Source organism: Peribacillus muralis (assembly GCF_001439925.1).
GTDB classification, from domain to species: domain Bacteria; phylum Bacillota; class Bacilli; order Bacillales; family DSM-1321; genus Peribacillus; species Peribacillus muralis.
Window position 1 is genome coordinate 262,784 of the sequence record NZ_LMBV01000001.1, and the last position, 23,077, is coordinate 285,860.

A 23,077-nucleotide genomic window follows, 5' to 3' on the forward strand; every position below is an offset into this window, starting at 1 on the left:
ATGAAGAAACAAAAGATGCTAGTGACAGGCGGAGCAGGATTCATTGGTGGAAATTTTGTTCAATTTATGGTGAATAAATATCCGGATTATGATATTTATAACTTAGATTCATTGACTTATGCAGGAGATTTAATGAAGCACCGGGAGATAGAAAATAAACTAAACTATCATTTTGTTAAAGCAGACATTACGGATCGAAAGTCAATCATGTCTTTGTTCGAACGAGAGAAGTTTGATTATGTAGTTCATTTTGCAGCTGAAAGCCATGTGGATCGATCAATAACGAATCCCGAGGTTTTTGTTTTGACGAATGTACTGGGCACACAAGTATTATTAGATGCAGCAAAGGAAAATAAGATTACTAAATTTGTTCATGTATCGACGGATGAAGTATACGGAGAATTAGATTTTGATCCTACAACTTTTTTTACAGAGGAAACTCCACTGCAACCGAATAGCCCATATAGTGCTAGTAAGGCATCTTCTGATTTGTTAGTACGGGCTTATTACGAAACGTTCCAATTGCCGGTTAATATTACGCGCTGCTCGAATAACTACGGTCCATATCATTTTCCAGAAAAATTAATACCGTTGACCATCTCCAGAGTAGTCAATGACCAAAAGGTGCCTGTTTACGGTGATGGAAAAAACATCCGTGACTGGTTACATGTTATTGATCATTGTTCAGCAATAGATTTAGTTCTACATAAGGGTGACAACGGCGAAGTATATAATGTTGGTGGTCATAACGAGAAAACGAATTTAGAAGTGGTCAAAACGATAATTGGTACACTCGGTAAATCAGAAAACTTAATTGATTTTGTAGATGATCGTCTTGGTCATGATAAGCGATATGCAATTGATCCTACAAAACTAATGAAATTGGGTTGGAAACCAACCTACAATTTTGAAACTGGTATTGCCCAAACGATTCAATGGTATCTAAATAATAAAGAATGGTGGGAACAAATCATTACAGGGAGTTATCAGACTTACTTTGATAAAAAATATTGACTTAATAATTAAAAAGGCACATAAAAATTGAAATTACTCTTTTAGGTAGACAGTGTAAAAAGTACATGAAGAACCGTGGATGTCTGAATGTTACACTACTACCTGAAGAGGAAAATATTATGCGGAAAAAGGCGGAATTTAAGGAATTTTCAAAGGAAAGAAATAAGGTAGCATTTTTCAAGCGATTGCAAATAACGAATGTCTTCATATTAGTACTCAATGGAAGCATAGGTAAAGAAGTTTTATTGTCAACCACGGTTTACTTTAATTTATTTTGAATCGAAGATGTTACATTAAATAACTAGAAAAAGAATAATTATTACAACAATAAACAATTCCAAAAAAATGATTCAGCCACCAAGTTCCAATCGAAAAGCGATGGCTGCATAGTCTTTTATGATTCTCTACTTGACAGAAATTTTAAGTGTTTTATAATTTTTGGTTAAATAGAAGGACAAGACTAACCATATTAAAGTGAACAGCTGTTGTTTATAATTTCTTTGTTCTTATTCTCAAGGTGGTTATTTAGAGATTTTTAAAAAGACAAAATTTCAATGAGCTGAATTTACTATATTATTTTTGATGTTTGTATAACGAATGTATTTCCCAAGGTGAATTTGTGAAGCATTTGCAGTTGTGACCACACCGTTAGTTCCATTTTGAATATTGAGACTTTCAAAAATATATCCTTCTGCATTGTCAATCTGAATTGCCGTTTCATTTTTATAGAACCAACTTGAAACAATACTCCCTCCAAAAGCGCTTTGCCCGTTTATTTGCAAACCTACAGCTGAAGGTTCATCTTGCCACTCGAAATGTGAGCTCCTCACATCTATATGCCTTACATTTGAACCTATTCTTAGTCCTGCTTTTTCATTATGTTGAAAAATACAACCAGTAAAAGAAACACTATCGATTATTTGAGCAGAACTTGTATTATAGCTTTCACCAATTTCAACACCGTATTTACTATGAGCTACTACAACATTAATAAAAGAAATTTGCCCACTACTTACTTGTCTTGCTTGTAATTTAATTCCTGTGTTATTTGTACTTTGCGAAACATGAACATTTTGAATAATACCACTATAACTATCTTGAAGATTAAGTCCTACCCCGTTAATATTTCCAAGGATTCTTACTTTATTAATTTCAAAATACTCACCACTAAAAGAGAGCTTAATTCCACCCTCGGCATTATCAGTACCTTGAACAGTTATATTTTCTATTGTTTGGTACCTACGTACTTTATCTTCGACCATAGTGCTTGTTTTTGATCTCTTTTTTTCAATAGATTCTATTGCATATCCTGTACCAGTATTTCTGATTATAGTACCTAATGATCCAATACCGCGTAATGTTATTCCATCTTTAATTTTTAATGAAGACGATATATTATAAGAACCTTTAGGTAAGTATATAATTCCTCCGCCGTCTACTAAATCATTAATAGCTTTTTGGATTGCTTTTGTATCATCGTGTTTACCATCGCCTTTTGCATTGTAAGGAGGTGACTTAACATTAATAATTCCAGAACGGATTGAATTATCGGAAAATTTAATATTTCCACTAAAAAAAAGGTAAACTAAAATTATAAATATAATCAAAAGTAATATGTTAAACAATAAAAGTATTTTTTTTATTGATATCTTCCTTTCCTTCATCCTTTTTTATTATAAATTTAACAAATTTTTATACTTACAGACTTTATATTTTATCATGGGGATAATACCCAATACAAGTTTTTTACATTGTAAAATACTAGTATTGGTAATCATTTTAGAATATAGGTTTTTTTGCAAGCAGAAAATATAGAAAATTGCAGCGCGAAATGTAGAGAACTGAAAGCTCTTTTTTAATCTTATTTTCGTTGTGTAACTTAACAGAAGGTAGGGCATTTTTTTAGCATATAACTTGTCCAAAATGGGTGGACGTGATAAACAAATTCGAATTATTAGAGAAAGTCCAGGCTCCTTTCATAATGGACCTTCATTCATCAGGAAAAAGGTACCAAAAGGATTAATCTTGCTGTAAGACAAATTGCAAAAGAAGTATTAGGGAATAATAAAAGAATTCATCTTATTGAGCCGTTAGGTGTAATAGATTTCCATAACTTTGCTTCACGTTCATACCTTATCTTGACTGACTCTGGAGGAGTTCAAGAAGAAGCTCCATCATTAGGAGTTCCTGTGCTGGTTCTTAGAGATACAACAGAAAGACCAGAAGGAGTAGAAGCAGGAACATTAAAGTTAGTTGGTACTGATGAAGATATTATATTTAAGACTGCACATGAGTTATTGAATAATAAAGTGAAGTACAATGAAATGGCTAAATCAGCAAACCCTTATGGAGATGGCCAAGCATCATATCGAATCGTTCAAGATATTTTATATCGTTTTGGTAAAATTGATAAGGTCCCATCACAATTCATTTAATTTTAAGAGAAGTACTTTGGATAATTTACATAAAATCAAGTTTTACTTACTTATTTAAACACCTCCCACTTGCCAATTCCCACCAACTATGTAATTATCAATGAAATGAGCTATATTCCTTATTTTTCAATAATAGGGGTAGGGAAGTAGTAGGAGAAGGCGGCTCGATTAAATTGGAGTAGGAGTTTGAAATGAAATTTTTTGAGATTTTAAAGTATTCGTTTGTAAAAGGGGAGTCCGATCAGGATGTTACTGTAAGTGAGCTGGTAGAGGAGCTTAAGGAAAAATTAAGCGGGATCATCGAGGAGTCTGATAGTTTATGATCCAGAGATACATATTCCCCATCCTGCTCGTTATGTGGGCGATGGTGATTTTCTTTTTTTCCTCGCAGACGTATGAGGAGCAGAGCATTACGCCTTTTTTGGCGCAGTTTGATACGCCGTATTGGTATGAACGCTTGGAGGGTATTTCCTTCATGTATGGTGGGGTTGAGGTGAGTGCGCATACGGCGGGGGTGAGTGGGTTTCTGGAGTTTTTCATTCGGAAGGGGGCCCATTTTTTAATCTTTTTTGTGTTTGGGCTGTTGACGTTGGGGGTTTGGCGAAGTTTTGTTAGGAATGCTGTTGTTGCGGTTTCAGGTGCTCTGGTGTGTGTCGTTTTTTATGCGAGTGCGGATGAGCTGCATCAAAGGCTGACGGGCGGCCGTACGCCGTTGCTGCAGGATGTGCTGCTTGATGCGTTTGGGGGCTTGGTTGGCATTTTTGGCTTGCTTCTGTTTAATCGTTGGAGAAAGCGTCGAACTTGAAGAAATCTTGTCTGAACCGGATACTTACTGGAAGGAGCATGTCCAACAACATGCTTCTTTTTTTTGTCAATTAATCGAGTTTTTGGCGAATGGCGTTTGCCGGATGAATATGATTCCTCTCCTTTTTCGGGCACCAGGGCATTTAGAGTGAAAAAAGAGAGGGGATGCTTATGGGGAAGGATGGGTTTCCATTCCTCATGAAACATATTTCATTCTTGAGCGATCACTGATGGCTTTTAGAATGAACATTTTGTCCTGTTTGCTTAGCATAGCCCAGCTGCCTGCTTTGATTTTCATACGATACACTCCTTTTGTTTTGGGTCATTTAGTATAGGTGATGAATGGCGGTCGATGGGATTTCCGGGTCCAAAGATTACTAGAGTCATTTGATAAAGGGGCAAGGGGAAGTTAGGTTTTTTGTAGCTCATACTAGATTATACCGTTTTTTACCGTCTAATAAACAACAAAAATTCCAACAAATCTCTACAATTGGAGTTCGTTTTTTGTCAGAATAAAGGACGGTCAAAAAGAAAAAGCTGTCAGAACGCGGTTCCTGGCAGCTTGATCTTTTTATTTATTTAATGTCCAATTGTTCTTTTAATTCGGATTGGACCCGTTCTTTTTCTTCATCGGACACGATATTATAGTAGATTCCGTCGATTTTCTTTCCAGCGCCAGGAATGGTGGATTGGGTGATGCTTTTGCTTGCTTCGCGGTAGTGCTTCTGAATATCCATCATGTCATCGAACGTTAAATTCGTCTGAATGTTTTTGCTTAGAGCGTCGAAGACATCATCATATTTTGTCAAAGATGAGACGCTTGCACCTTCCCTGATGACGGCTTCGATGATGGAGCGTTGCCTCGATTGACGGCCATAGTCACCATTTGGATCTTCATATCTCATTCGCGAGTATTTAAGTGCATCTTCTCCATTCAGGTTGATGCTTCCCTTATTGAAATGGACGCCTTCGTACGTGAAGTCCAAATCGTTTTGTACAGTCACGCCGCCGACTGCATCGACGATATCCTTGAAGCCTTCCATATTGATCTTCATATAATAGTCGATCGGAATATCGAGAAAGTTTTCAACGGTATCCATGGACATTTTTGCGCCGCCGAATGCAAATGCGTGATTGATTTTATCTTGTGTACCGTGGCCGACAATCTCGGTCCGGGTATCACGGGGAATGCTTAGCATTTTAACTGACTTCTTCTCTGGATTGACGGTCAAAACGATCATCGTATCTGAACGGCCTTTGTCGCCATCACGTTCATCGACCCCGAGCATGAGCATCGAGAAGGGCTCCCGATTGGATAGGGCAAGATTCTTCGTTCGTTTGTCCGTTTTACGGTCTATGGGCGTATGCATCGAATCAACGGTATTAGTTAGCGAATTCCAGACGGTGTAGGCAAAAGCGCCTCCTGCTAGTATGAAAAGTAGGACAATTATCCCGACTACTTTTAGCCAAGTCCGTCTCTTTTTCTTCTTTTTTTCGTGTCTCATAGATTACTTCCTTCCTCTTTTTGTTGCCACATACTCTATTATATTTAATTTTTCGCTAAAATAATAGTATAATTTACTATTTTATCATAGCTTTGACATTTTTTAGTGTACCTGTGTACTAGATATCTAGAACAGTAGGTAAAAAGTGGTTAATCGTGGAATGGATGCTGCTTTGTTTATTGGTGTGCAATTTGGCCTAGTGGTTATTTGTTTTTGCATTCATCTATTAAGAGGGTGAAAGTCAAACGATGTGGCTTGGAAATAAATGATTGTCAAGTGTGCTGTTAAGGTGGTGATCATTTTATTTGCCTGCTTTTTAGTTTTTGGAGTCTTTAGTGGCTGATTAATTATTTTTCAGCCAGACTGCCATGTGGTAAATGTGTTCGAATTCTCCCTTCGACGTCAAATCTTTTTGCAAAAAGAACGGAACCGAATTTGGGCAACTTGTTTTGGTTTTTCAGCATTCCGATATTTTCATTCGTATATGAAGTCGGATAGGACTGGACCGGATTCTTTTTTGATGTGAAGTGTGGTGATTGGTTTTAAATTTTATACTATCGCCTAGAGGAATCTGCCAAATTTTCGACCAATTTCGATCAGGCTTTACAGTTTACTTCATTCAGGAAAGTTTTTTTAGGCTGGATATCTTTGATTGTTGTGTATGAATTGAGAAAAGGATCTTTCCATTCATTGTAGGGAATTTCGCCGTTCTGCTTGATTTCTTCACAGATATTCCAGTAGGAATCTTTCTCCTTTTGTTTGCCTAAAAAGAAGGTACCTTAAAATGGGTGATAAGCAAAGTCCCTATTAGAAAGAAAACGCATATATATGCAGTACGGATATTCATATCCCTAAACAATAAATAAATATTGGAGGCTTAAGAATCAATGGAATTTTCAACAGAAAGCTCACCATACGAGAGTGACTCAACGGAAAGCTCTTCATACGAGAGTGATTCAACAGAAAGCTCATCGGATGAAAGTAGTTCAACGGAAAGTTCATCGGATGAAAGTAGTTCAACGGAAAGCTCATCAGACGAGAGTGATTCAACAGAAAGTTCATCAGATGAAAGTATCACAACGGCAAGTTTATCAGATGAAAGTAGTTCAACGGAAAGTTCATCAGATGAAAGTAGTTCAACGGAAAGTTCATCGGATGAAAGTAGTTCAACGGAAAGTTCATCGGATGAAAGTAGTTCAACGGAAAGTTCAGGTGATGAAGACAATTCAAATGAAATCATCTTCGACGTCGTAGAAGAAACTGAAAATTCAACTGAAGGTGAAGAGAATGGCAGTCCACGCCGTGTGAATATATTTAAGAAAATGTGGCTGGATAATTTGATTAAAGCATCGAAGGGTAACTTTAAAGAAGAAGACTGACCATACAGGTACAGCAACTAAAAAGTTGTTGTGCCTTCCTATGAAGAGTGGACATGCCGCTAGCACTCGTAATTGTTTATCCACTAACTACGAGGAGCCTAATTTTTCTGCGGTTGCAATAATCTAATTATAAATGCTGTAAAAGTTATCGGGCTAGCATCATATATTGAAATGTTGTTTCTGCGCTTGATAAGACGATAACACAATGAGGGCTAATTCTGGGGGAATTAGCCAAGCTAGGCGATCATAATGGAGTTTTCAAATCAGAAAGGCGTAACCTTTACGTTTAACTGACAGTTATACATACTCCCTATGGATAGTTGTTGTTTACACAAAATGGTTTATGAACTGGTGCTATATAGGGATTTTCGTTTATTTGGGATTTTAATAGTTCGTAAAAGGGAGATATCGTTAATGTTCCGATATGGAGTGTAGCTGTACACTTTTCCCGTATACCAACCAATAAGCCAGGCTTGCTCTTGTTATTCATCTTCAGAATATTGGAATGAACAGTACGGTGAAAGACTGAATGCTATTGGGGAGGAGGTTTCTGTAGATATAAGGCATATAAAAAGCTTTCATTTCCCACAATGAAAAAACTCCGGTCTGAAGCGATCCGGAGTTATTTCTTTTTCTCGATATTTTCATAAACCGAAGCAAGGGCTTGTTCAAATTTCCCGCTCTTTTTTGGCTTATAATATTTTTTGCGAAGTAGCTTGTTCGGTAAGTATTGCTGCTTCACCCAACCATTTTCGTATTCATGCGGATATAGATAGTCGATGCCCCGCCCGAGATCGGTGGCTCCTTTGTAATGGGCATCCTTAAGATGGTCCGGTACGTCTCCGCTATGGCCGCTGCGAATGTCGGAAAGAGCCGCATCAATCGCAGTGATGGCCGTGTTCGATTTAGGTGATAGGCAGAGCTCGATAACTGAGTTGGCAAGCGGGATCCGGGCTTCGGGGAAACCGAGTCGTTCGGCCGCTTCGACTGCAGCAAGTGCCCTGGGACCTGCCTGCGGATTGGCAAGGCCGATGTCTTCGTAGGCAATGACAACCAAGCGGCGTGCTATGCTGACAAGATCGCCTGCCTCTACCAGCCGTCCTAAGTAATGAAGGGCTGCATTCGCATCACTGCCGCGAATTGATTTTTGGAAAGCCGAAAGGACGTCATAATGAGCATCGCCATCCTTGTCATGTGAAAAACTCTTCTTCTGCATGCACTCCTCGGCGATGGGCAAATCTATCTTAATCGTTCCGGATTCATCCGCTTCGGTGGAAATGACGGCCAGCTCCAGGGCATTAAGCGCACTGCGGACATCTCCGTTCGAAGCAGTCGCGAAATGGGTAAGTGCTTCAAGACCGACATCCGTATTATAAGCACCAAGCCCTCGCTCCTCATCCTCAAGTGCCCGTTCCAAAGCTTTGATTATATCAACGGTTTCCAACGATTTTAGTTCGAAAATCTGACACCGGCTGCGGATGGCTGGATTAATAGCATGATACGGATTGCTCGTCGTGGCACCGATCAAGGTGATCATCCCGTTTTCCAAATAAGGCAAAAGGAAATCCTGCTTCGCCTTATCGAGTCGATGAACCTCATCCAGCAGCAAAATCACCTTGCCAGACATTTTCGCCTCGGCTGCGACGATCTCCATATCTTTTTTATTATTGGTCACCGCGTTCAGCGTCCGGAAAGCAAACTTCGTGCTTCCGGCAATCGCGCTTGCAATCGATGTCTTGCCAATTCCCGGAGGACCATACAAAATCATCGAAGAAAGCTGCTTGGCCTTCACCATTCTCGCGATTATTTTCCCTTCACCAACCAGATGCTCCTGCCCGATGATCTCATCAATCGATCGAGGCCGCATCCGGTAAGCCAACGGTTTAATATTCATTGCGCACCTCTCCTTTTTATATAAGGTATCACATGTTAAGGGGAAAATGCGCTGATTATGGTGCCTGTGACAGAGAATCCGTATGAAAACTACCCTTCTACGGAGATAATTTGCCTCTTCGCAGGATAAAAATCGACCTAGAAGGCAGATAAATCGTCCCAGACAGGATAAAAATCGACCTAGAAGGCAGATAAATCGTCCCAGACAGGAAAAAATCGACCTACTAGGCGGAAAAATCGTCCTAGCCCTCTATAAGAGAATGTAAGAGATAAACTCTGCCTCTGTTATGTCCGGAATGCTTCAGTTTCAATGAGGCTAATAATTTTTTTGTGCTGGATGGAGATCGGATTTGGAGGAAATTACGAAATTCGCTGTTGGTAATGGAAGGTTTTACGAGATAGAGATAATCTAAAAGTGCCGAAATATGAGCATCATGGGAAGTATCCAAACAGGTACGGCAAATCCATTTTCTCTGCCGCTCCATGGAATATGCATGACACTTAAAGCAGAAGACACCAGTTTGGAGGGCGGTACTTGGTATTCTATAAGTCTCTAATGGTTTTGGAATAAAAGGGGTATGTCCATCCAACAATAGACTCGATATACGCTTCATAGCCCTTCTTGAAAGTAACTCTTCCTTATATTTGTTATTTAATTCGGCAATTTTAAGAAGAATACGGTCTTTACGTATTATTTTCGTATTAATTTCCTTATTCGAAGCCCGAATTATTGTTGAAGAATTTGCACTGATAACGAGGGTTTCAACTGGAAGGTTGTTCATCCTTTTTGTTTTTAACCAGTCTAACAGATGCCGGCGCTGGCGGCTTACTTGCAATATTGGATCGTCAAAAGCTTCCGTTTTTCCATCTGGATTTGTGCGAATGAGTTGATTGAAAGTATTGTCAAAATAAATTTCACCAGCCATGTTTTTGACTTCAAGGATTAATAGGAAGGAGGGTGTGAGAATGAGGATGTCCATTTGGAACGGATAAGGTGAACTGCTTAGACGGAGGTCATGAAAGAGTAGATAGTCTTTTTCAGGAAGGGCTTTAAGTAAATTGAAGACTCTGTATTCACCGTTGTATCCTGCCCTGATTTTTTTGATATCTTCTTGTATTGCCGATTGCTTTGCATATCCAGGAGGTAAACGCCGTATGAGCGCTTCCAGCACCTCGATTTTTAAAGGCATCTTGCATTCTTTTATAATCATGATAATCACTCCTTATAGAATTAAGTAAAGTATTCTCCATTTATAAATTAGTTTCCTGTTATTTGGAGGAATTAACTGAATTAAATAATAAAACTTTGTTTAATCCATCCACCCAGGAATGTATTGGAAATAATTCGACCTAGAAGGGGGATAATCCGTCCCAAACGGAAATAATCCGTCCATCGCGAAAAGTGGTCATTTGCTTTTTCCTACTTTTCCAATTAGGATAATTTGTAAAATCGAGGATGGGTGAATGCATTTCTGGCGGGGATATGCTATAATTTCATAAGAATTTAGAAACGGATAAATAATTTGAGGTGTATATATATGAAGATATCTACTAAAGGCCGTTATGGTTTAACGATTATGATTGAGCTTGCTAAACATTATGGGGAAGGCCCGAAAAGTTTGAAGTCGATTGCCCAGACGCATAATTTGTCGGAGCATTATTTGGAGCAGTTGATTGCGCCGCTTCGTAATGCGGGTTTGGTTAAGAGCGTCCGTGGGGCGTATGGCGGGTATGTTTTGTCTAAGGATCCTCAGGAGATTACTTCGGGTGATGTGATTCGGGTTTTGGAAGGGCCGATTACCCCTGTTGAAGGAATTGAAGAAGAAGAGCCGGTGAAGCGCCAGCTTTGGATTCGGATTCGTGATGCTGTGAAGGATGTATTGGATAATACGACGCTGATGGATTTGGCGAATTACAAGGATACGGGTGAAATCGATTCTTATATGTACTATATTTAAGTAATCAGCAATGCGCCTATTTTTTAGGCGCTTGCGTTTTTTTAATGGAGGCGACAAAAAAGTGGATAGAATATATTTAGATCATGCGGCGACTTCACCGATGCATCCGAATGTGATCGATAGGATGATGGCCGTCATGAGCCATGATTTTGGTAATCCGTCGAGCATTCATGCGTTCGGGCGGGAGGCGCGCCATGTTTTGGATGAGGCCCGTTCGAGCATTGCCAAGAGCATTGGTGCCGGACGGAATGAGATCATTTTCACGAGCGGTGGAACAGAGGCGGATAATACGGCAATCATTGGGGCTGCAAATGCGTATAAAGAAAAAGGGAAGCACATCATTACGACGGAGATTGAGCATCATGCTGTTTTGCATACGTGCCAATTCCTTGAGAAGTCTGGCTTTGATGTCACATATTTACCTGTGAATGAAGCGGGGCTTATTTCTGTTGCGGATGTAAAGGGCGCATTGCGCGATGATACGATTTTGGTTTCGGTCATGTTTGGCAACAATGAGGTCGGATCGATCCAGCCGATTGCTGAAATCGGTCAAATGCTTAAAGATCATCAAGCGATATTCCATACGGACGCGGTTCAGGCATATGGTTTGATGCCTATCGATGTTCGTGGGTTGGGTGTGGATTTGCTGAGTGTTTCCGCTCATAAAATCAACGGTCCTAAAGGAATTGGCTTTCTGTATATACGTGAAGGGCTGAAGCTGAGCCCCCATTTATATGGAGGGGAGCAAGAACGCAAACGCCGCGCGGGTACGGAGAGTGTGCCGGCCATTGCTGGTTTTTCAGAGGCTGTGTCAATTGCTCAGCATGAGATGGAAACCAAATCCGCGCAATACAAGCGCTTTAAAGACGTATTGCTTGCCGTCTTCGATGAGGCGGATGTACAATATGAAATTAACGGATCTATCGAACAGTCGCTGCCGCATGTGTTGAATGTAAGTTTTCCAGGCACGAATGTCGAATCGATGCTCGTTAATCTCGACTTGGCAGGTGTTGCGGTTTCGAGCGGTTCAGCCTGTACGGCAGGGTCCATCGAACCTTCACATGTACTTGACGCCATGTTCGGCAAGAATTCGGAGCGGGCGAAGAATTCGATTCGTTTTAGCTTCGGTTTGCATAACACGGAACACGGTGTCAGGTCTGCGGCTGAAACGACCGTGAAAATCATTAACAGATTAGTGGGAAGGTAATCCTTCCTTTAAAATAGAAGAGGTGACAGAATGAATAAAGCACCAAAGGACACTCGCGTCGTCGTGGGTATGTCGGGAGGCGTCGATTCCTCTGTGTCAGCCCTGATGTTGAAGAATCAAGGCTATGATGTGGTCGGGATCTTCATGAAGAACTGGGACGATACAGATGAAAACGGAGTCTGTACAGCAACGGAGGATTACAATGATGTGATTGCCGTTTGCAATCAAATCGGCATCCCTTATTATGCGGTCAATTTCGAAAAGCAATATTGGGATAAAGTGTTCACATACTTCTTGGATGAGTATAAAGCCGGCCGTACCCCGAATCCGGATGTTATGTGCAACAAGGAAATCAAGTTCAAGGCATTTCTTGAGCATGCGGTCAGCCTTGGCGCCGATTATGTGGCTACGGGCCATTATGCGCAGGTTGAATACCGCGATGGCGAATACAAAATGCTCCGCGGCGTAGATAACAATAAAGACCAAACGTACTTCTTGAACCAGCTTACGCAAGCACAATTGGAAAAAGTCATGTTCCCGCTTGGTCACATCGATAAAAAGGAAGTCCGTGAAATGGCGAAGGAAGCAGGTCTTGCAACGGCAACGAAAAAGGACTCGACAGGTATCTGTTTCATCGGCGAACGGAATTTCAAGGAATTTTTAAGCAATTACCTTCCAGCCCAACCAGGCGATATGGTCACGATGGATGGCAAGGTGATGGGCAAGCATGATGGATTGATGTATTACACGATCGGCCAGCGTCACGGCCTCGGGATTGGCGGCAGCGGCGATCCTTGGTTTGTTGCGGGAAAAGACTTGAAGCGTAACATTTTATATGTGTGTCAAGGCTTTGAAAATGATGTGCTGTATTCCGATTCCCTTCGTGCGGTGAACGTCAGCTGGGTCGCTGATCATATTCCGGCTGATGAATTTACTTGTACGGCAAAGTTCAGGTATCGTCAAGACGATAGCGGCGTAAATGTGAAGGTTTTGGAAAATGGTGATGTCGAGGTCATCTTTGACGGTCCGGTCCGGGCGATCACACCTGGACAAGCTGTCGTATTCTATGATGGTGAAGTATGCCTTGGCGGTGGCACGATTGATGAAGTATTTAAAAAAGGTGAAAAACTGACTTACGTAGGGTAAAATAAGCATGTCCCCAGCTGTGTTTGCGGTTGGGGACTTCTTTTGGATTGCGAGTGCTGCCTGAAATGGGCCTTTGGCATATGCTATACTTTTTATAATAAAAATGGAGTGTGAATGGATATGGATAAGAATCAACAAGGAATTGAATTTATGCAACAAGGGAAATACGAGGAAGCGGCGAAAGTTTTTAATGAGGCAATCGAGGAAAATCCGAATGAGCCTGTCGCTTACATAAACTTTGGGAATGTATTGACTGCCGTGGGTGAAACGGATAAAGCGGTCAAATTTTACAAAAAGGCGATCGAGCTGGATGAAAACGCTGCTGCAGCTTACTATTCATTAGGAAACTTATACTATGAGTCCGATTCCAAATTGGTCGAAGCGAAGGACATGTTTGAAAAAGCGATTCGTTTAGGCTTGGAAAACAGCGATGCTTACTTCATGCTTGGATTGACTTTAATGGCATTGGAACAGCCGAAGCTGGCGATGCCTTATTTACAGAGAACGGTTGAGCTGAGCCCTGAGGACGTTGACGCGAGATTCCAATATGCGCTATGTCTTGCAAATGCAGAATTGTATGATGAACTGATCAATCAACTGAATCTAGTGGTGGAACAGGATCCGAGTCATGCGGATGCTTATTATAATTTAGGTGTAGCGTTTGCTGGGTATAAGGAAGATGCCAAAGCGGCAATTGCCTATTTCGACAAAGCGTTGGAGGCACAGCCTGATCATATGCTGGCTGGGCACGGCAAGAAACTGATGGAAGAAATGAATGCCGAGTAACTAGACGGCATATGCATGGAAAGGTGGGGAGAAGCGTTGAGCCAGCAAGATTCGTTGGATTTGTTTTCAGAAGAGAAAATGTTCATGAAGGGCAGTCATTTGGTGACGATTTTTCATAATGAGGAAAATATGTACTCGGTTGTAAGAATACGCGTTCATGAAACGAATCTGAATTATGAAGAGAAGGAAGCTGTCGTAACGGGTTATTTTCCAAGGATGCATGAGGACGAGATCTATATTTTTTATGGGGCGATGAAGGAACATCCCCGCTTTGGCCTACAATTTCATGTTGAGCATTTTCGCAAGGATTTGCCCCAATCCAAGGAAGGCATCGTCAGTTATTTATCCGGTGACCTGTTCAAGGGAATCGGAAAAAAAACAGCCGAAAGCATTGTTGAGACACTAGGGGAAAAGGCAATATCCAAAATTCTGGCTCAGCCTTCGTTACTGGATGATATCCCAAAGCTATCTGGAGAAAAAGCAAAGGGTCTCTATGATACGTTAGTCGAGCATCAAGGTCTGGAGCAGGTGATGATCGCCCTGAATCAATATGGCTTCGGGCCACAGCTCTCGATGAAAATTTATCAAATGTATAAGCAGGATACGATTTCGATGGTTCAGGGAAATCCGTATAAGCTTGTGGAGGATATTGAAGGCATCGGTTTTGGGCGGGCCGATGAACTCGGGCATCAGCTCGGGATTTCAGGCAATCACCCTGACCGGATCAAGGCGGCCTGTCTGTATACGCTTGAAGCAGAGTGCCTTCAGGACGGAAACATCTACATAGAAGCTGAGCAGCTTTTGGAAGCGGTCAAAAAGCTGCTTGAGGAAAATAAACGGGACCGAATCGAATTCACGAATATTTCCTCGGTAATAATCGAATTGACGGAGGAAGGCAAAATCGTTGTCGAAGATCAACGAATTTATTCGCCATCATTATTTTATTCCGAAAAGGGAATCGTCATGAACATCAAGCGGCTGCTCGCCCAAACCGAGTATGAGGACCAATTCCCGGAATCGGAGTTTTTACTGGCACTGGGCAAGCTGGAGGAACGGCTTGATGTTTCATATGCCGCGGCACAAAAGGAAGCGATACAAACAGCGCTGCAGTCGCCCATGCTCATTCTGACAGGGGGACCGGGTACCGGTAAGACGACCGTCATTAAAGGGATCGTTGAGCTTTATGCAGAGCTGCATGGTGTATCCATGGATAGTAATGATTATAAAAAAGAAGGAAGCGACCCGTTTCCCTTCGTACTGGCGGCTCCTACCGGGCGTGCGGCGAAACGTATGGCTGAATCGACCGGTCTCCCCGCCGTCACGATTCACCGTTTGTTGGGATGGAATGGGAGTGAAGGCTTTTCACATGATGAGGATAATCGATTGGATGGGCGGATCGTGATCATCGATGAGGTATCGATGGTCGACACATGGCTTGCCAATCAATTATTCAAGGCCCTGCCGGAAAATGTCCAGGTTATATTGGTGGGAGATGAAGATCAGTTGCCATCAGTCGGTCCTGGACAGGTTCTGAAGGATTTGCTTGCATCGAATTGTGTACCGACTGTCAGCCTTGAGCATATTTATCGTCAAGCTGATGGCTCTTCAATCATTGAATTGGCCCATGATATCAAAAAGGGAAAACTTCCTGATGATGTGACGAAGCAGCAAGAAGATCGATCGTTCATCCGCTGCCAGACTGGCCAAATCTCACAGGTAATCGAGAAGGTCGTTGCCAATGCGCGGACGAAGGGCTTCACGGCAAAGGATATACAGGTATTGGCTCCGATGTACAGAGGACCTGCCGGAATTGATGCACTGAATAAAATGCTTCAGGAAGTGTTCAATAGCAATGTCAATGAAAAACGGCGGGAAATTAAATTCGGCGACGTGATTTACAGGACGGGAGATAAGGTGCTGCAGTTGGTGAACCAGCCTGAGGAAGGGGTATTTAACGGCGATATGGGTGAAATCGTGTCGATCTTGTTCGCTAAGGAAAATACCGATTCTGTCGATAAAGTCATCATATCGTTCGAAGGAATCGAAGTGACTTACACGAAACAGGATCTGAATCAGATTACCCATGCGTATTGCTGCTCCATCCACAAATCACAGGGAAGTGAGTTTCCCATCGTCATTTTGCCGGTAGTGAAAAGCTACTATCGGATGCTCCGACGGAATTTATTGTATACCGCAATTACGCGAAGCAAGAATTTCCTGATTCTATGCGGGGAAGAAGATGCGTTCCGTCTAGGGATCGAACGGAATGATGAGATGCGCCGGAAAACGACTTTACAAGAAAAGCTGCGCGAGATTTTGAGCGAAGAAGACGTTCCCGTTGAGAAGGTAGTGGTAGAAGAACGAGGGGCAAGCTATTTGGATATCCTCATGCATACTGATCCGATGATCGGGATGGAGAATGTCACACCTTATGATTTTATGTAGCTCTGGTCCGTTCATCAATTTGATGAATTTGGTTTTACAAACATAGTTTTTGTGGAATGACTATACAATATAACTTATATGTGAGTAGAACAGGGGGAAATTGAGTGAAAAAAGGGTGGATAATAGGATTAGTCGTTATCGTTTTACTGATCATTTATGGGGTCTCTTCATACAATGGGCTTGTCAGTGCCAATGAAGACGTCGACAATAAGTGGTCGCAGGTGGATAATCAATTGAAGCGGAGGGCGGACTTGATTCCGAATCTCGTCGAAACCGTAAAGGGATATGCGAAGCATGAAACGGAAGCCATTAAAGCGGTGAGTGACGCTCGCTCGAAGCTGGCTGGTGCCAATTCCACGGAAGATGCGATTGCAGCGGACCAAGAAATGAGTGGTGCCTTAAGCCGTTTGTTGGTGGTAGTTGAAAACTATCCCGATTTAAAGGCCAACGAGAACTTCAAGGGCCTGATGGATAGTTTGGAAGGAACGGAAAATAGACTGACGGTGGCTCGAAAAGATTATAATGATGAAGTCACCAATTATAATAAGACGATTAAACGATTCCCGAAGAGCCTGATGGCGAGCGCCTTCGCATTCGAGGCAAAGCCGTATTTTGAAGTGACCGACCAAGAAAAAGAAACGCCAAAGGTTGATTTCGGGAGCGATAAATAATGAAAAGACTCGCTGTGTTTGCGCTATTCTTCATGTTTTCGTTTCATTTTGCAAATGTAGTCGCAGCACAACCCAGCATCCCGGCACCAGTTGGGGATATCTATGTCCAGGACTTTGCCGGAGTGCTTGATGACCAGGAAAAATCCGAACTGATCGAACTTGGGAAACGGTTGGATGATGCCACGAAAGCACAGATTTCCGTTTTGACCGTCAATTCAATGGAGGGATCCGAAATCGAGGAATACTCGGTCGAGGCGTTGAGGTCATTCAAGCTTGGAGATGCTGAGCTGAACAACGGTGTTCTCATTGTTCTTGCCAAGGAAGAAAAGAAAATCCGCATTGAAGTGGGGTACGGCCTGGAAGGGGCCATTACCGATATTAGATCTGGCCAGATTTTGGACAATGTTGCCATTCCGGCGCTGAAAGAAGGGAATTACGATTCCGCACTGACTGAAACCTATAAGGCCGTCTATAATGATGTCACGAAAGAATATGATTTAGGCAAAGAGTTTCAACAAGATATTGCCGTACAGCCTGAACCAGAGCCTGATACCTTTCAGCCATCCGGCTTACAGATTTTTCTCATTATCATGGTTGCCATCATCTTGTTCATCCTTGATGCTAAATTCTTTAAAGGAATTCTCCTTCAAACATTACTCAATATCCTTTTGATTTTCATTAGTCGCGGAGGGGGCGGCGGCCGTGGCGGCGGCGGCCCACGAGGCGGCGGCGGCGGTGGAAGTTCCGGTGGCGGTGGCTCCAGTAGAGGATGGTAAGATGGTGACCGGGAAACCGGTCTTTTTTTTATGCCATCCTTTTCGTGAATCGAACAATGGAAAACCTTTCAGCACATCTATTTCCATCATCAAAGAAATAATATAAATGTTCGGAAAGGCGGGATGACCTTGCGGACGTTTTCTTTATTGAAAGGGATGCCGGTTTATACAATTAATGGAGATAGAATCGGCACCGTCCATGATTTATCGATCTCAGAATCGGGTCAGGTAACCGGCTTGGTCATTCATCAGCAAGCATTGTTCAAGAAAGCCTTCCATTTGCAATTGGCCGACATATCTTCTTTCGGACAAGACGGGATCGTCATCAAGTTAAAAGACTCAGGCCCTAGAAAAATGCCCGAAGCCTCCATTTGCCTAACCAAGGACGCATTATTGGGGCGGATGCTTTTTTCAGAAATGGGCGAGGAACTCGGTTTACTGCAGGATGTATATTTCCAGGAAAAAATGGGCACGATTATAGCGTATGAAACAACGGATGGGTTTTTCTCGGAGTCGACCGTGATTGAATCAAAACAGGCGCCTACGTTTGGGAAGGATACCATCATTGTTTCAGTTAATGAACAGTGAGGTGTCCATTTTGGAAATAAAATGCCCGAATTGCCGCAGTAAAGATGTGGGGAAGATTGGCGTAAATCAATATTATTGCTGGAATTGTTTTATTGAAATGTCCTTATCAGAAGGGATCATCAATACGCACCAGGTCGAGGAAGATGGAAGTTTAAGCTCATTGGACGATTTGTTTGAGGAAAATGACCGCCGCTTCAGTATGTAACTATCGGAAGAGGTGTATGCAATGGCTAGACGTTCACGGAATGCATTAATGAATATGGGTTCGGACATGATGAACTCGAAGACGATCAAGCGGAGCATAAAGAAAATCCGCAAGAGGTTAAAGTCATTATTATAACATGTGGCTAGGGTGTCCTTATCATAGGGCACTTTTTTTTGGTATGAAAACCTTCACTCTTTCTAAGACTAAATGTGCGGGAGGTGTTTGGTGTGAGTATTCGTGTAAAGTGGTTTTATCGCCTCGGTTTTTTATTGCTTTTATTCTTCGTCATTTATATTTTCATGAAACTAAAACCCATGTGGGGCCCGATTGTTACCGTTTGTGTGACGGTACTGATCCCTTTTTTGATAGGTGCATTCATCAGTTACTTGCTGCACCCGGTAGTCGAATATTTAAATGAGAAAGGGATGCGTCGCTGGCTTTCGATCACGATCATCTATTTATTGTTTTTTGGGGGGATCGGCTTTGCCGTTTATAAGGGAATACCGGTGATGGTCAATCAGGTACGGGAGCTATCGGAAAGCGTGCCTGGACTGGTTGAGCAGTATCGCAGCCGGATCGATAAACTTAACCATCAGACCGCAGCCTGGCCGTTTGGAATTCATGAAAGAGTGGAAGAAGGCATCCTACTCTTTGAAGGCTGGTTGAAGCGTATGCCTGAAAAAGCGATGGAGAATGCCATGAAGATGATTGATTTCATCGTTTTGATTGCGTTGATCCCATTCATCGCTTTCTATATCCTGAAGGATTTCACCGTCTTGAAAAAAATGGCCTGGTATATGACCCCGAAAAAATGGCGCAAGCAGGGCCGGGCGTTCGTTCGTGATGTCGATGCTTCGCTAGGCAGTTATATTCGCGGGCAAATTATCGTCTGTGTCGTGATTGGCTTAATATCCTCGTTGCTTTTTTGGATAGTCGGAATGCAGTATCCACTGCTATTGGGAGCGATCATCGGAATAACGAATGTCATCCCGTACTTCGGCCCAATCATCGGCGCCGTTCCTGCCGTGATAATCGCCGCGACGATATCGGTGAAAATGGTGGTGATCGTTGCAGCCATCGTACTTGTCCTACAATTTCTCGAAGGAAATGTGCTGTCCCCGCTGATTGTCGGTAAAAGCCTGCATATGCATCCGCTTTTCATCATGCTTGCTTTATTGGCCGGTGGAGAAATAGGCGGTATCACGGGGATGGTCCTATCCATTCCGATCTTGGCTGTGCTGAAAGTTTTTGTCCTTCATGCCCGCGTTCATTTTAGAAAGAAGCCGCCGCTTATTGACAAATAAAAGTCTTGTGAATATAATCCAATACATAAGATAATTCGTTGAAGGATGAAGTATGCCGAAGTCCACCAAAAAGAGAGGGATCCCCTAGGCTGAGAGGGATGATCAGGTGAAGATCGGCAGAAAGCTAATCCCGAGAGCAGCTAATACCTGCCGTCATGCCGCGTTAAGGCTTTTATGAAGGTGATGGACTTAGGATTTTCCTGCGTCCGTAATCAGGGTGGTACCGCGAGTTGACTCTCGTCCCTGTTTTTGGGATGGGGGTTTTTTGTGTGCTCAAAAATTACATAATTTTTTAAAGGAGGATATATATATGAAGTATTTAACTGGTGCTCAAATCCGCCAAATGTATTTAGATTTTTTTAGTGAAAAAGGCCATAACATCGAACCGAGTGCGTCACTGGTTCCTCATGAAGATCCATCACTGCTTTGGATTAACTCAGGGGTTGCGACGTTAAAGAAATATTTTGATGGACGGGTGATTCCCGAGAATCCACGGATCACGAATGCACAAAAGGCGATTCGGACGAACGATATCGAAAATGTGGGGAAAACGGCACGTCATCACACGTTTTTCGAAATGCTAGGTAACTTCTCGATTGGTGAATACTTCAAAGAAGAAGCCATCACCTGGGCATGGGAGTTTTTGACGGATGAAAAATGGATCGGGTTCGATAAAGAGAAATTAGCCGTGACGATCCATCCGGAAGATGATGAAGCTTTTGAACTTTGGAATAAAAAGATTGGTGTTCCTGCTGAAAGAATCATTCGTCTCGAAGAAAACTTCTGGGATATCGGAGAAGGCCCGAGCGGCCCGAATACAGAAATTTTCTACGACCGCGGACCAGCATATGGTGATGATCCGAATGATCCGGAGCTATATCCAGGCGGGGAAAATGAACGTCATCTGGAAGTCTGGAATCTCGTGTTTTCTCAATTCAACCATAATCCGGACGGTTCTTACACACCGCTTCCAAAGAAAAACATCGATACGGGCATGGGGCTTGAACGCATGGCTTCCGTCGTTCAAGATGTGGCGACGAACTATGATACCGATCTATTCATGCCAATCATCACAGCGGTCGAAGAAATCGCCGATGTGAAATATGGCGTCGACTCAGAAAAAGATGTTGCCTTCAAGGTCATTGCCGACCATATCCGCACGGTAGCATTCGCTGTAGGGGACGGAGCTCTTCCATCCAACGAAGGCCGTGGTTATGTGTTGCGCCGTTTACTTCGCAGAGCGGTTCGATATGCGAAGCAAATTAACATCAATCGTCCATTCATGTTCGAGCTTGTAACAGTCGTCGGTGAAATCATGAAAGACTTCTATCCTGAAGTCCTGAATAATAAAGATTTCATTGCAAAAGTAATCAAAAATGAAGAAGAACGCTTCCATGAAACGCTTCATGATGGACTTTCCATACTTTCCGAGGTCATTAAAAAGGAAAAGCAAAAAGGCGGCACGACCATTCCTGGCAGCGATGCTTTCCGTTTATATGACACATATGGCTTCCCGATCGAGTTAACGGAAGAATATGCCGAAGAAGAAGGCATGACCGTCGATCAAGCTGGATTCGAAAAAGAAATGGATGCACAGCGTGAACGTGCCCGTTCAGCGCGACAAGATGTGGATTCGATGCAAATTCAAGGCGGAGTATTGGGCGATATTAAGGTCGAAAGTGAATTCGTCGGCTATGATCAAGTTGCGGTTGAGGCTAAAGTTGTGTCCATCATAAAAAATGGCGAGCTTGTCATGGAGGCACAGGAAGGGGAGGAAGTACAGGTCATTCTGGACAAAACTCCTTTCTATGCTGAAAGCGGCGGACAAATAGCTGATAAAGGAACGATGGCAAGTGAATCGGTGAAAGTGGAAGTCCACGATGTTCAAAAGGCACCGAATGGTCAAAACCTGCACCGTGTAACGGTCGTTGCCGGCACTTTAACGACAGATTCCAATATTACAGCTGCGGTCAATCAAGAAAATCGCATCCATATCACGAAAAATCATACAGCGACACATCTGTTGCATCAGGCGTTGAAGGACGTTCTTGGTACACATGTCAATCAGGCTGGTTCACTCGTACAAGCTGAGCGCCTTCGTTTCGACTTCTCTCATTTCGGCCAGATAACGGCGGAAGAGATTGAACAAATCGAAACGATTGTCAATGAAAAGATTTGGCAAAGCTTACAAGTGAACACGGACTATAAAAATATTGATGAAGCTAAAGCGATGGGTGCCATGGCCTTGTTCGGCGAGAAATACGGCAAGGTCGTCCGTGTCGTTCAAATCGGCGATTATAGCCTTGAGCTTTGCGGGGGTGTACATGTCCCGAATACCGCTGTGATCGGCTTGTTCAAAATCGTCTCCGAAAGCGGCATCGGTGCGGGCACACGCCGGATTGAAGCAGTGACGGGTGCTGGTGCTTACCAATTGATGACTGATCAAATCGGCATCTTAAAAGAGGCAGCAGCTAAATTGAAAACGAACTTGAAGGATGTTCCTTCAAGAATTGAAACGGTTTTGGCTGAGGTGAAGGATCTTCATCGTGAAAATGAAAGCCTGACTGCCAAATTAAGCAATATCGAAGCTGGCAGCCTCGTCTCTAACGTGAAAGAAATCAATGGTGTACAAGTATTGGTGGCCAAGGTTCAAGCTACAGACATGAATAATCTGCGCGCCATGGCGGATGATTTGAAACAAAAGCTTGATTCTGTCATTATCGTATTAGGATCGGCCCAAGGTGATAAAGTCAATTTGATAGCAGGTGTTACGAAAGATTATATCGATCGTGGTTTCCATGCAGGCAAATTGATCAAAGAAGTGGCTTCCCGTTGCGGCGGCGGGGGCGGCGGACGTCCGGATATGGCCCAAGCCGGCGGAAAAGACCCGGAAAAATTGGATGCAGCCCTTAATTTTGTTGAAGAATGGGTCTTATCGATTTCATAATCCAGCAAAAGTGT

Annotated in this window: 19 protein-coding genes and 1 pseudogene; 16 read left to right on the forward strand and 4 right to left on the reverse strand. The window is 42.6% G+C overall.

Translation table 11 applies throughout. From position 1 onward, the window contains the following. Positions 1-1,014: a dTDP-glucose 4,6-dehydratase gene (gene rfbB / locus ASU00_RS01250; RefSeq protein WP_057911627.1), complete on the forward strand. Its 1,014-nt coding sequence runs from the start codon at positions 1-3 to the stop codon at positions 1,012-1,014. Between the two features lie 551 nt (positions 1,015-1,565). Here rfbB and ASU00_RS01255 read toward each other — a convergent pair. Then, positions 1,566-2,678 carry a glycosyl hydrolase family 28-related protein gene (locus ASU00_RS01255; protein WP_057911628.1) on the reverse strand — a complete coding sequence of 371 codons (1,113 nt, stop codon included), beginning with the start codon at positions 2,676-2,678 and terminating at the stop codon, positions 1,566-1,568. Between the two features lie 354 nt (positions 2,679-3,032). Here ASU00_RS01255 and ASU00_RS01260 point away from each other — a divergent pair. The 3 genes and pseudogenes from ASU00_RS01260 to ASU00_RS01265 form a co-directional block, all read left to right on the forward strand. Then, positions 3,033-3,449: pseudogene (locus tag ASU00_RS01260) on the forward strand (UDP-N-acetylglucosamine 2-epimerase); the annotation flags it as partial. Between the two features lie 191 nt (positions 3,450-3,640). Next, entirely contained in the window at positions 3,641-3,772 is a 132-nt protein-coding gene (locus ASU00_RS26600) for a hypothetical protein (RefSeq protein ID WP_269085296.1), read from the forward strand. After that, positions 3,769-4,254, forward strand: a complete 486-nt coding sequence (locus ASU00_RS01265) for a VanZ family protein (protein WP_057911629.1) — start codon at positions 3,769-3,771, stop codon at positions 4,252-4,254. Before ASU00_RS26600 ends, ASU00_RS01265 begins: the two co-directional genes overlap by 4 nt. 574 nt (positions 4,255-4,828) lie before the next feature. Here the strand turns inward: ASU00_RS01265 and tagU are convergent. Further along, the gene (gene tagU, locus ASU00_RS01270) at positions 4,829-5,758 is read right to left on the reverse strand and encodes a polyisoprenyl-teichoic acid--peptidoglycan teichoic acid transferase TagU (RefSeq protein ID WP_057911630.1); all 930 of its coding nucleotides are present in this window, start codon (positions 5,756-5,758) and stop codon (positions 4,829-4,831) included. 887 nt (positions 5,759-6,645) lie between these two features. On the opposite strand from tagU, the gene ASU00_RS01275 reads away from it, so the two are divergent. Next, the gene (locus tag ASU00_RS01275) at positions 6,646-7,137 is read left to right on the forward strand and encodes a hypothetical protein (RefSeq protein WP_057911631.1); all 492 of its coding nucleotides are present in this window, start codon (positions 6,646-6,648) and stop codon (positions 7,135-7,137) included. 622 nt (positions 7,138-7,759) lie between these two features. Here the strand turns inward: ASU00_RS01275 and ASU00_RS01280 are convergent. Further along, entirely contained in the window at positions 7,760-9,031 is a 1,272-nt protein-coding gene (locus ASU00_RS01280; RefSeq protein WP_057911632.1) for a replication-associated recombination protein A, read from the reverse strand. 241 nt (positions 9,032-9,272) lie between these two features. Beyond that, a complete protein-coding gene (locus tag ASU00_RS01285) occupies positions 9,273-10,241 on the reverse strand; it encodes a nuclease-related domain-containing protein (RefSeq protein ID WP_057911633.1) in 969 nt (322 codons plus the stop codon). 327 nt (positions 10,242-10,568) lie between these two features. Between ASU00_RS01285 and cymR the strand changes: the two genes are divergently transcribed. The 11 genes from cymR to alaS all read left to right on the forward strand — a co-directional run bounded on the left by cymR (position 10,569) and on the right by alaS (position 23,063). After that, positions 10,569-10,988 (forward strand): cysteine metabolism transcriptional regulator CymR, encoded by a 420-nt coding sequence (cymR, locus tag ASU00_RS01290; protein ID WP_057911634.1) that lies wholly within the window; start codon positions 10,569-10,571, stop codon positions 10,986-10,988. A gap of 61 nt (positions 10,989-11,049) precedes the next feature. Beyond that, positions 11,050-12,195, forward strand: coding sequence for a cysteine desulfurase family protein (locus ASU00_RS01295; RefSeq protein ID WP_057911635.1), 1,146 nt, complete (start codon positions 11,050-11,052; stop codon positions 12,193-12,195). 30 nt (positions 12,196-12,225) lie between these two features. Continuing rightward, positions 12,226-13,341, forward strand: coding sequence for a tRNA 2-thiouridine(34) synthase MnmA (mnmA, locus tag ASU00_RS01300; protein ID WP_057911636.1), 1,116 nt, complete (start codon positions 12,226-12,228; stop codon positions 13,339-13,341). 120 nt (positions 13,342-13,461) lie between these two features. Further along, a complete protein-coding gene (locus ASU00_RS01305) occupies positions 13,462-14,127 on the forward strand; it encodes a tetratricopeptide repeat protein (protein WP_057911833.1) in 666 nt (221 codons plus the stop codon). 36 nt (positions 14,128-14,163) lie between these two features. Then, the gene (recD2, locus tag ASU00_RS01310; protein ID WP_057911637.1) at positions 14,164-16,572 is read left to right on the forward strand and encodes an SF1B family DNA helicase RecD2; all 2,409 of its coding nucleotides are present in this window, start codon (positions 14,164-14,166) and stop codon (positions 16,570-16,572) included. 104 nt (positions 16,573-16,676) lie between these two features. Further along, a complete protein-coding gene (locus tag ASU00_RS01315; RefSeq protein WP_057911638.1) occupies positions 16,677-17,243 on the forward strand; it encodes a LemA family protein in 567 nt (188 codons plus the stop codon). After that, complete coding sequence (locus tag ASU00_RS01320; RefSeq protein WP_057911639.1) at positions 17,243-18,019, forward strand: TPM domain-containing protein; 777 nt, start codon at positions 17,243-17,245, stop codon at positions 18,017-18,019. The genes ASU00_RS01315 and ASU00_RS01320 overlap by 1 nt, the downstream gene beginning before the upstream one ends. 129 nt (positions 18,020-18,148) lie before the next feature. After that, complete coding sequence (locus ASU00_RS01325) at positions 18,149-18,607, forward strand: PRC-barrel domain-containing protein (protein WP_057911640.1); 459 nt, start codon at positions 18,149-18,151, stop codon at positions 18,605-18,607. Positions 18,608-18,623: 16 nt separating this feature from the next. After that, positions 18,624-18,812, forward strand: a complete 189-nt coding sequence (locus ASU00_RS01330; protein ID WP_064463723.1) for a hypothetical protein — start codon at positions 18,624-18,626, stop codon at positions 18,810-18,812. Between the two features lie 227 nt (positions 18,813-19,039). After that, positions 19,040-20,116, forward strand: a complete 1,077-nt coding sequence (locus ASU00_RS01335; RefSeq protein WP_057911641.1) for an AI-2E family transporter — start codon at positions 19,040-19,042, stop codon at positions 20,114-20,116. A 310-nt stretch (positions 20,117-20,426) separates the two neighbouring features. After that, positions 20,427-23,063 carry an alanine--tRNA ligase gene (gene alaS / locus ASU00_RS01340; RefSeq protein WP_057911642.1) on the forward strand — a complete coding sequence of 879 codons (2,637 nt, stop codon included), beginning with the start codon at positions 20,427-20,429 and terminating at the stop codon, positions 23,061-23,063. Positions 23,064-23,077: the final 14 nt, after the last annotated feature.

What these genes read in the sequence shown, in the direction of transcription:
- ASU00_RS01265 (WP_057911629.1), top strand. Translation starts at nt 3,769, where the DNA reads ATGATCCAGAGATACATATTCCCCATCCTGCTCGTTATGTGGGCGATG.
- mnmA (WP_057911636.1), top strand. Translation starts at nt 12,226, where the DNA reads ATGAATAAAGCACCAAAGGACACTCGCGTCGTCGTGGGTATGTCGGGA.
- ASU00_RS01255 (WP_057911628.1), bottom strand. Translation starts at nt 2,678, where the DNA reads ATGAAGGAAAGGAAGATATCAATAAAAAAAATACTTTTATTGTTTAAC.
- rfbB (WP_057911627.1), top strand. Translation starts at nt 1, where the DNA reads ATGAAGAAACAAAAGATGCTAGTGACAGGCGGAGCAGGATTCATTGGT.
- ASU00_RS01285 (WP_057911633.1), bottom strand. Translation starts at nt 10,241, where the DNA reads ATGATTATAAAAGAATGCAAGATGCCTTTAAAAATCGAGGTGCTGGAA.
- tagU (WP_057911630.1), bottom strand. Translation starts at nt 5,758, where the DNA reads ATGAGACACGAAAAAAAGAAGAAAAAGAGACGGACTTGGCTAAAAGTA.
- ASU00_RS01305 (WP_057911833.1), top strand. Translation starts at nt 13,462, where the DNA reads ATGGATAAGAATCAACAAGGAATTGAATTTATGCAACAAGGGAAATAC.
- cymR (WP_057911634.1), top strand. Translation starts at nt 10,569, where the DNA reads ATGAAGATATCTACTAAAGGCCGTTATGGTTTAACGATTATGATTGAG.
- ASU00_RS01320 (WP_057911639.1), top strand. Translation starts at nt 17,243, where the DNA reads ATGAAAAGACTCGCTGTGTTTGCGCTATTCTTCATGTTTTCGTTTCAT.
- ASU00_RS01275 (WP_057911631.1), top strand. Translation starts at nt 6,646, where the DNA reads ATGGAATTTTCAACAGAAAGCTCACCATACGAGAGTGACTCAACGGAA.
- alaS (WP_057911642.1), top strand. Translation starts at nt 20,427, where the DNA reads ATGAAGTATTTAACTGGTGCTCAAATCCGCCAAATGTATTTAGATTTT.
- ASU00_RS26600 (WP_269085296.1), top strand. Translation starts at nt 3,641, where the DNA reads ATGAAATTTTTTGAGATTTTAAAGTATTCGTTTGTAAAAGGGGAGTCC.
- ASU00_RS01280 (WP_057911632.1), bottom strand. Translation starts at nt 9,031, where the DNA reads ATGAATATTAAACCGTTGGCTTACCGGATGCGGCCTCGATCGATTGAT.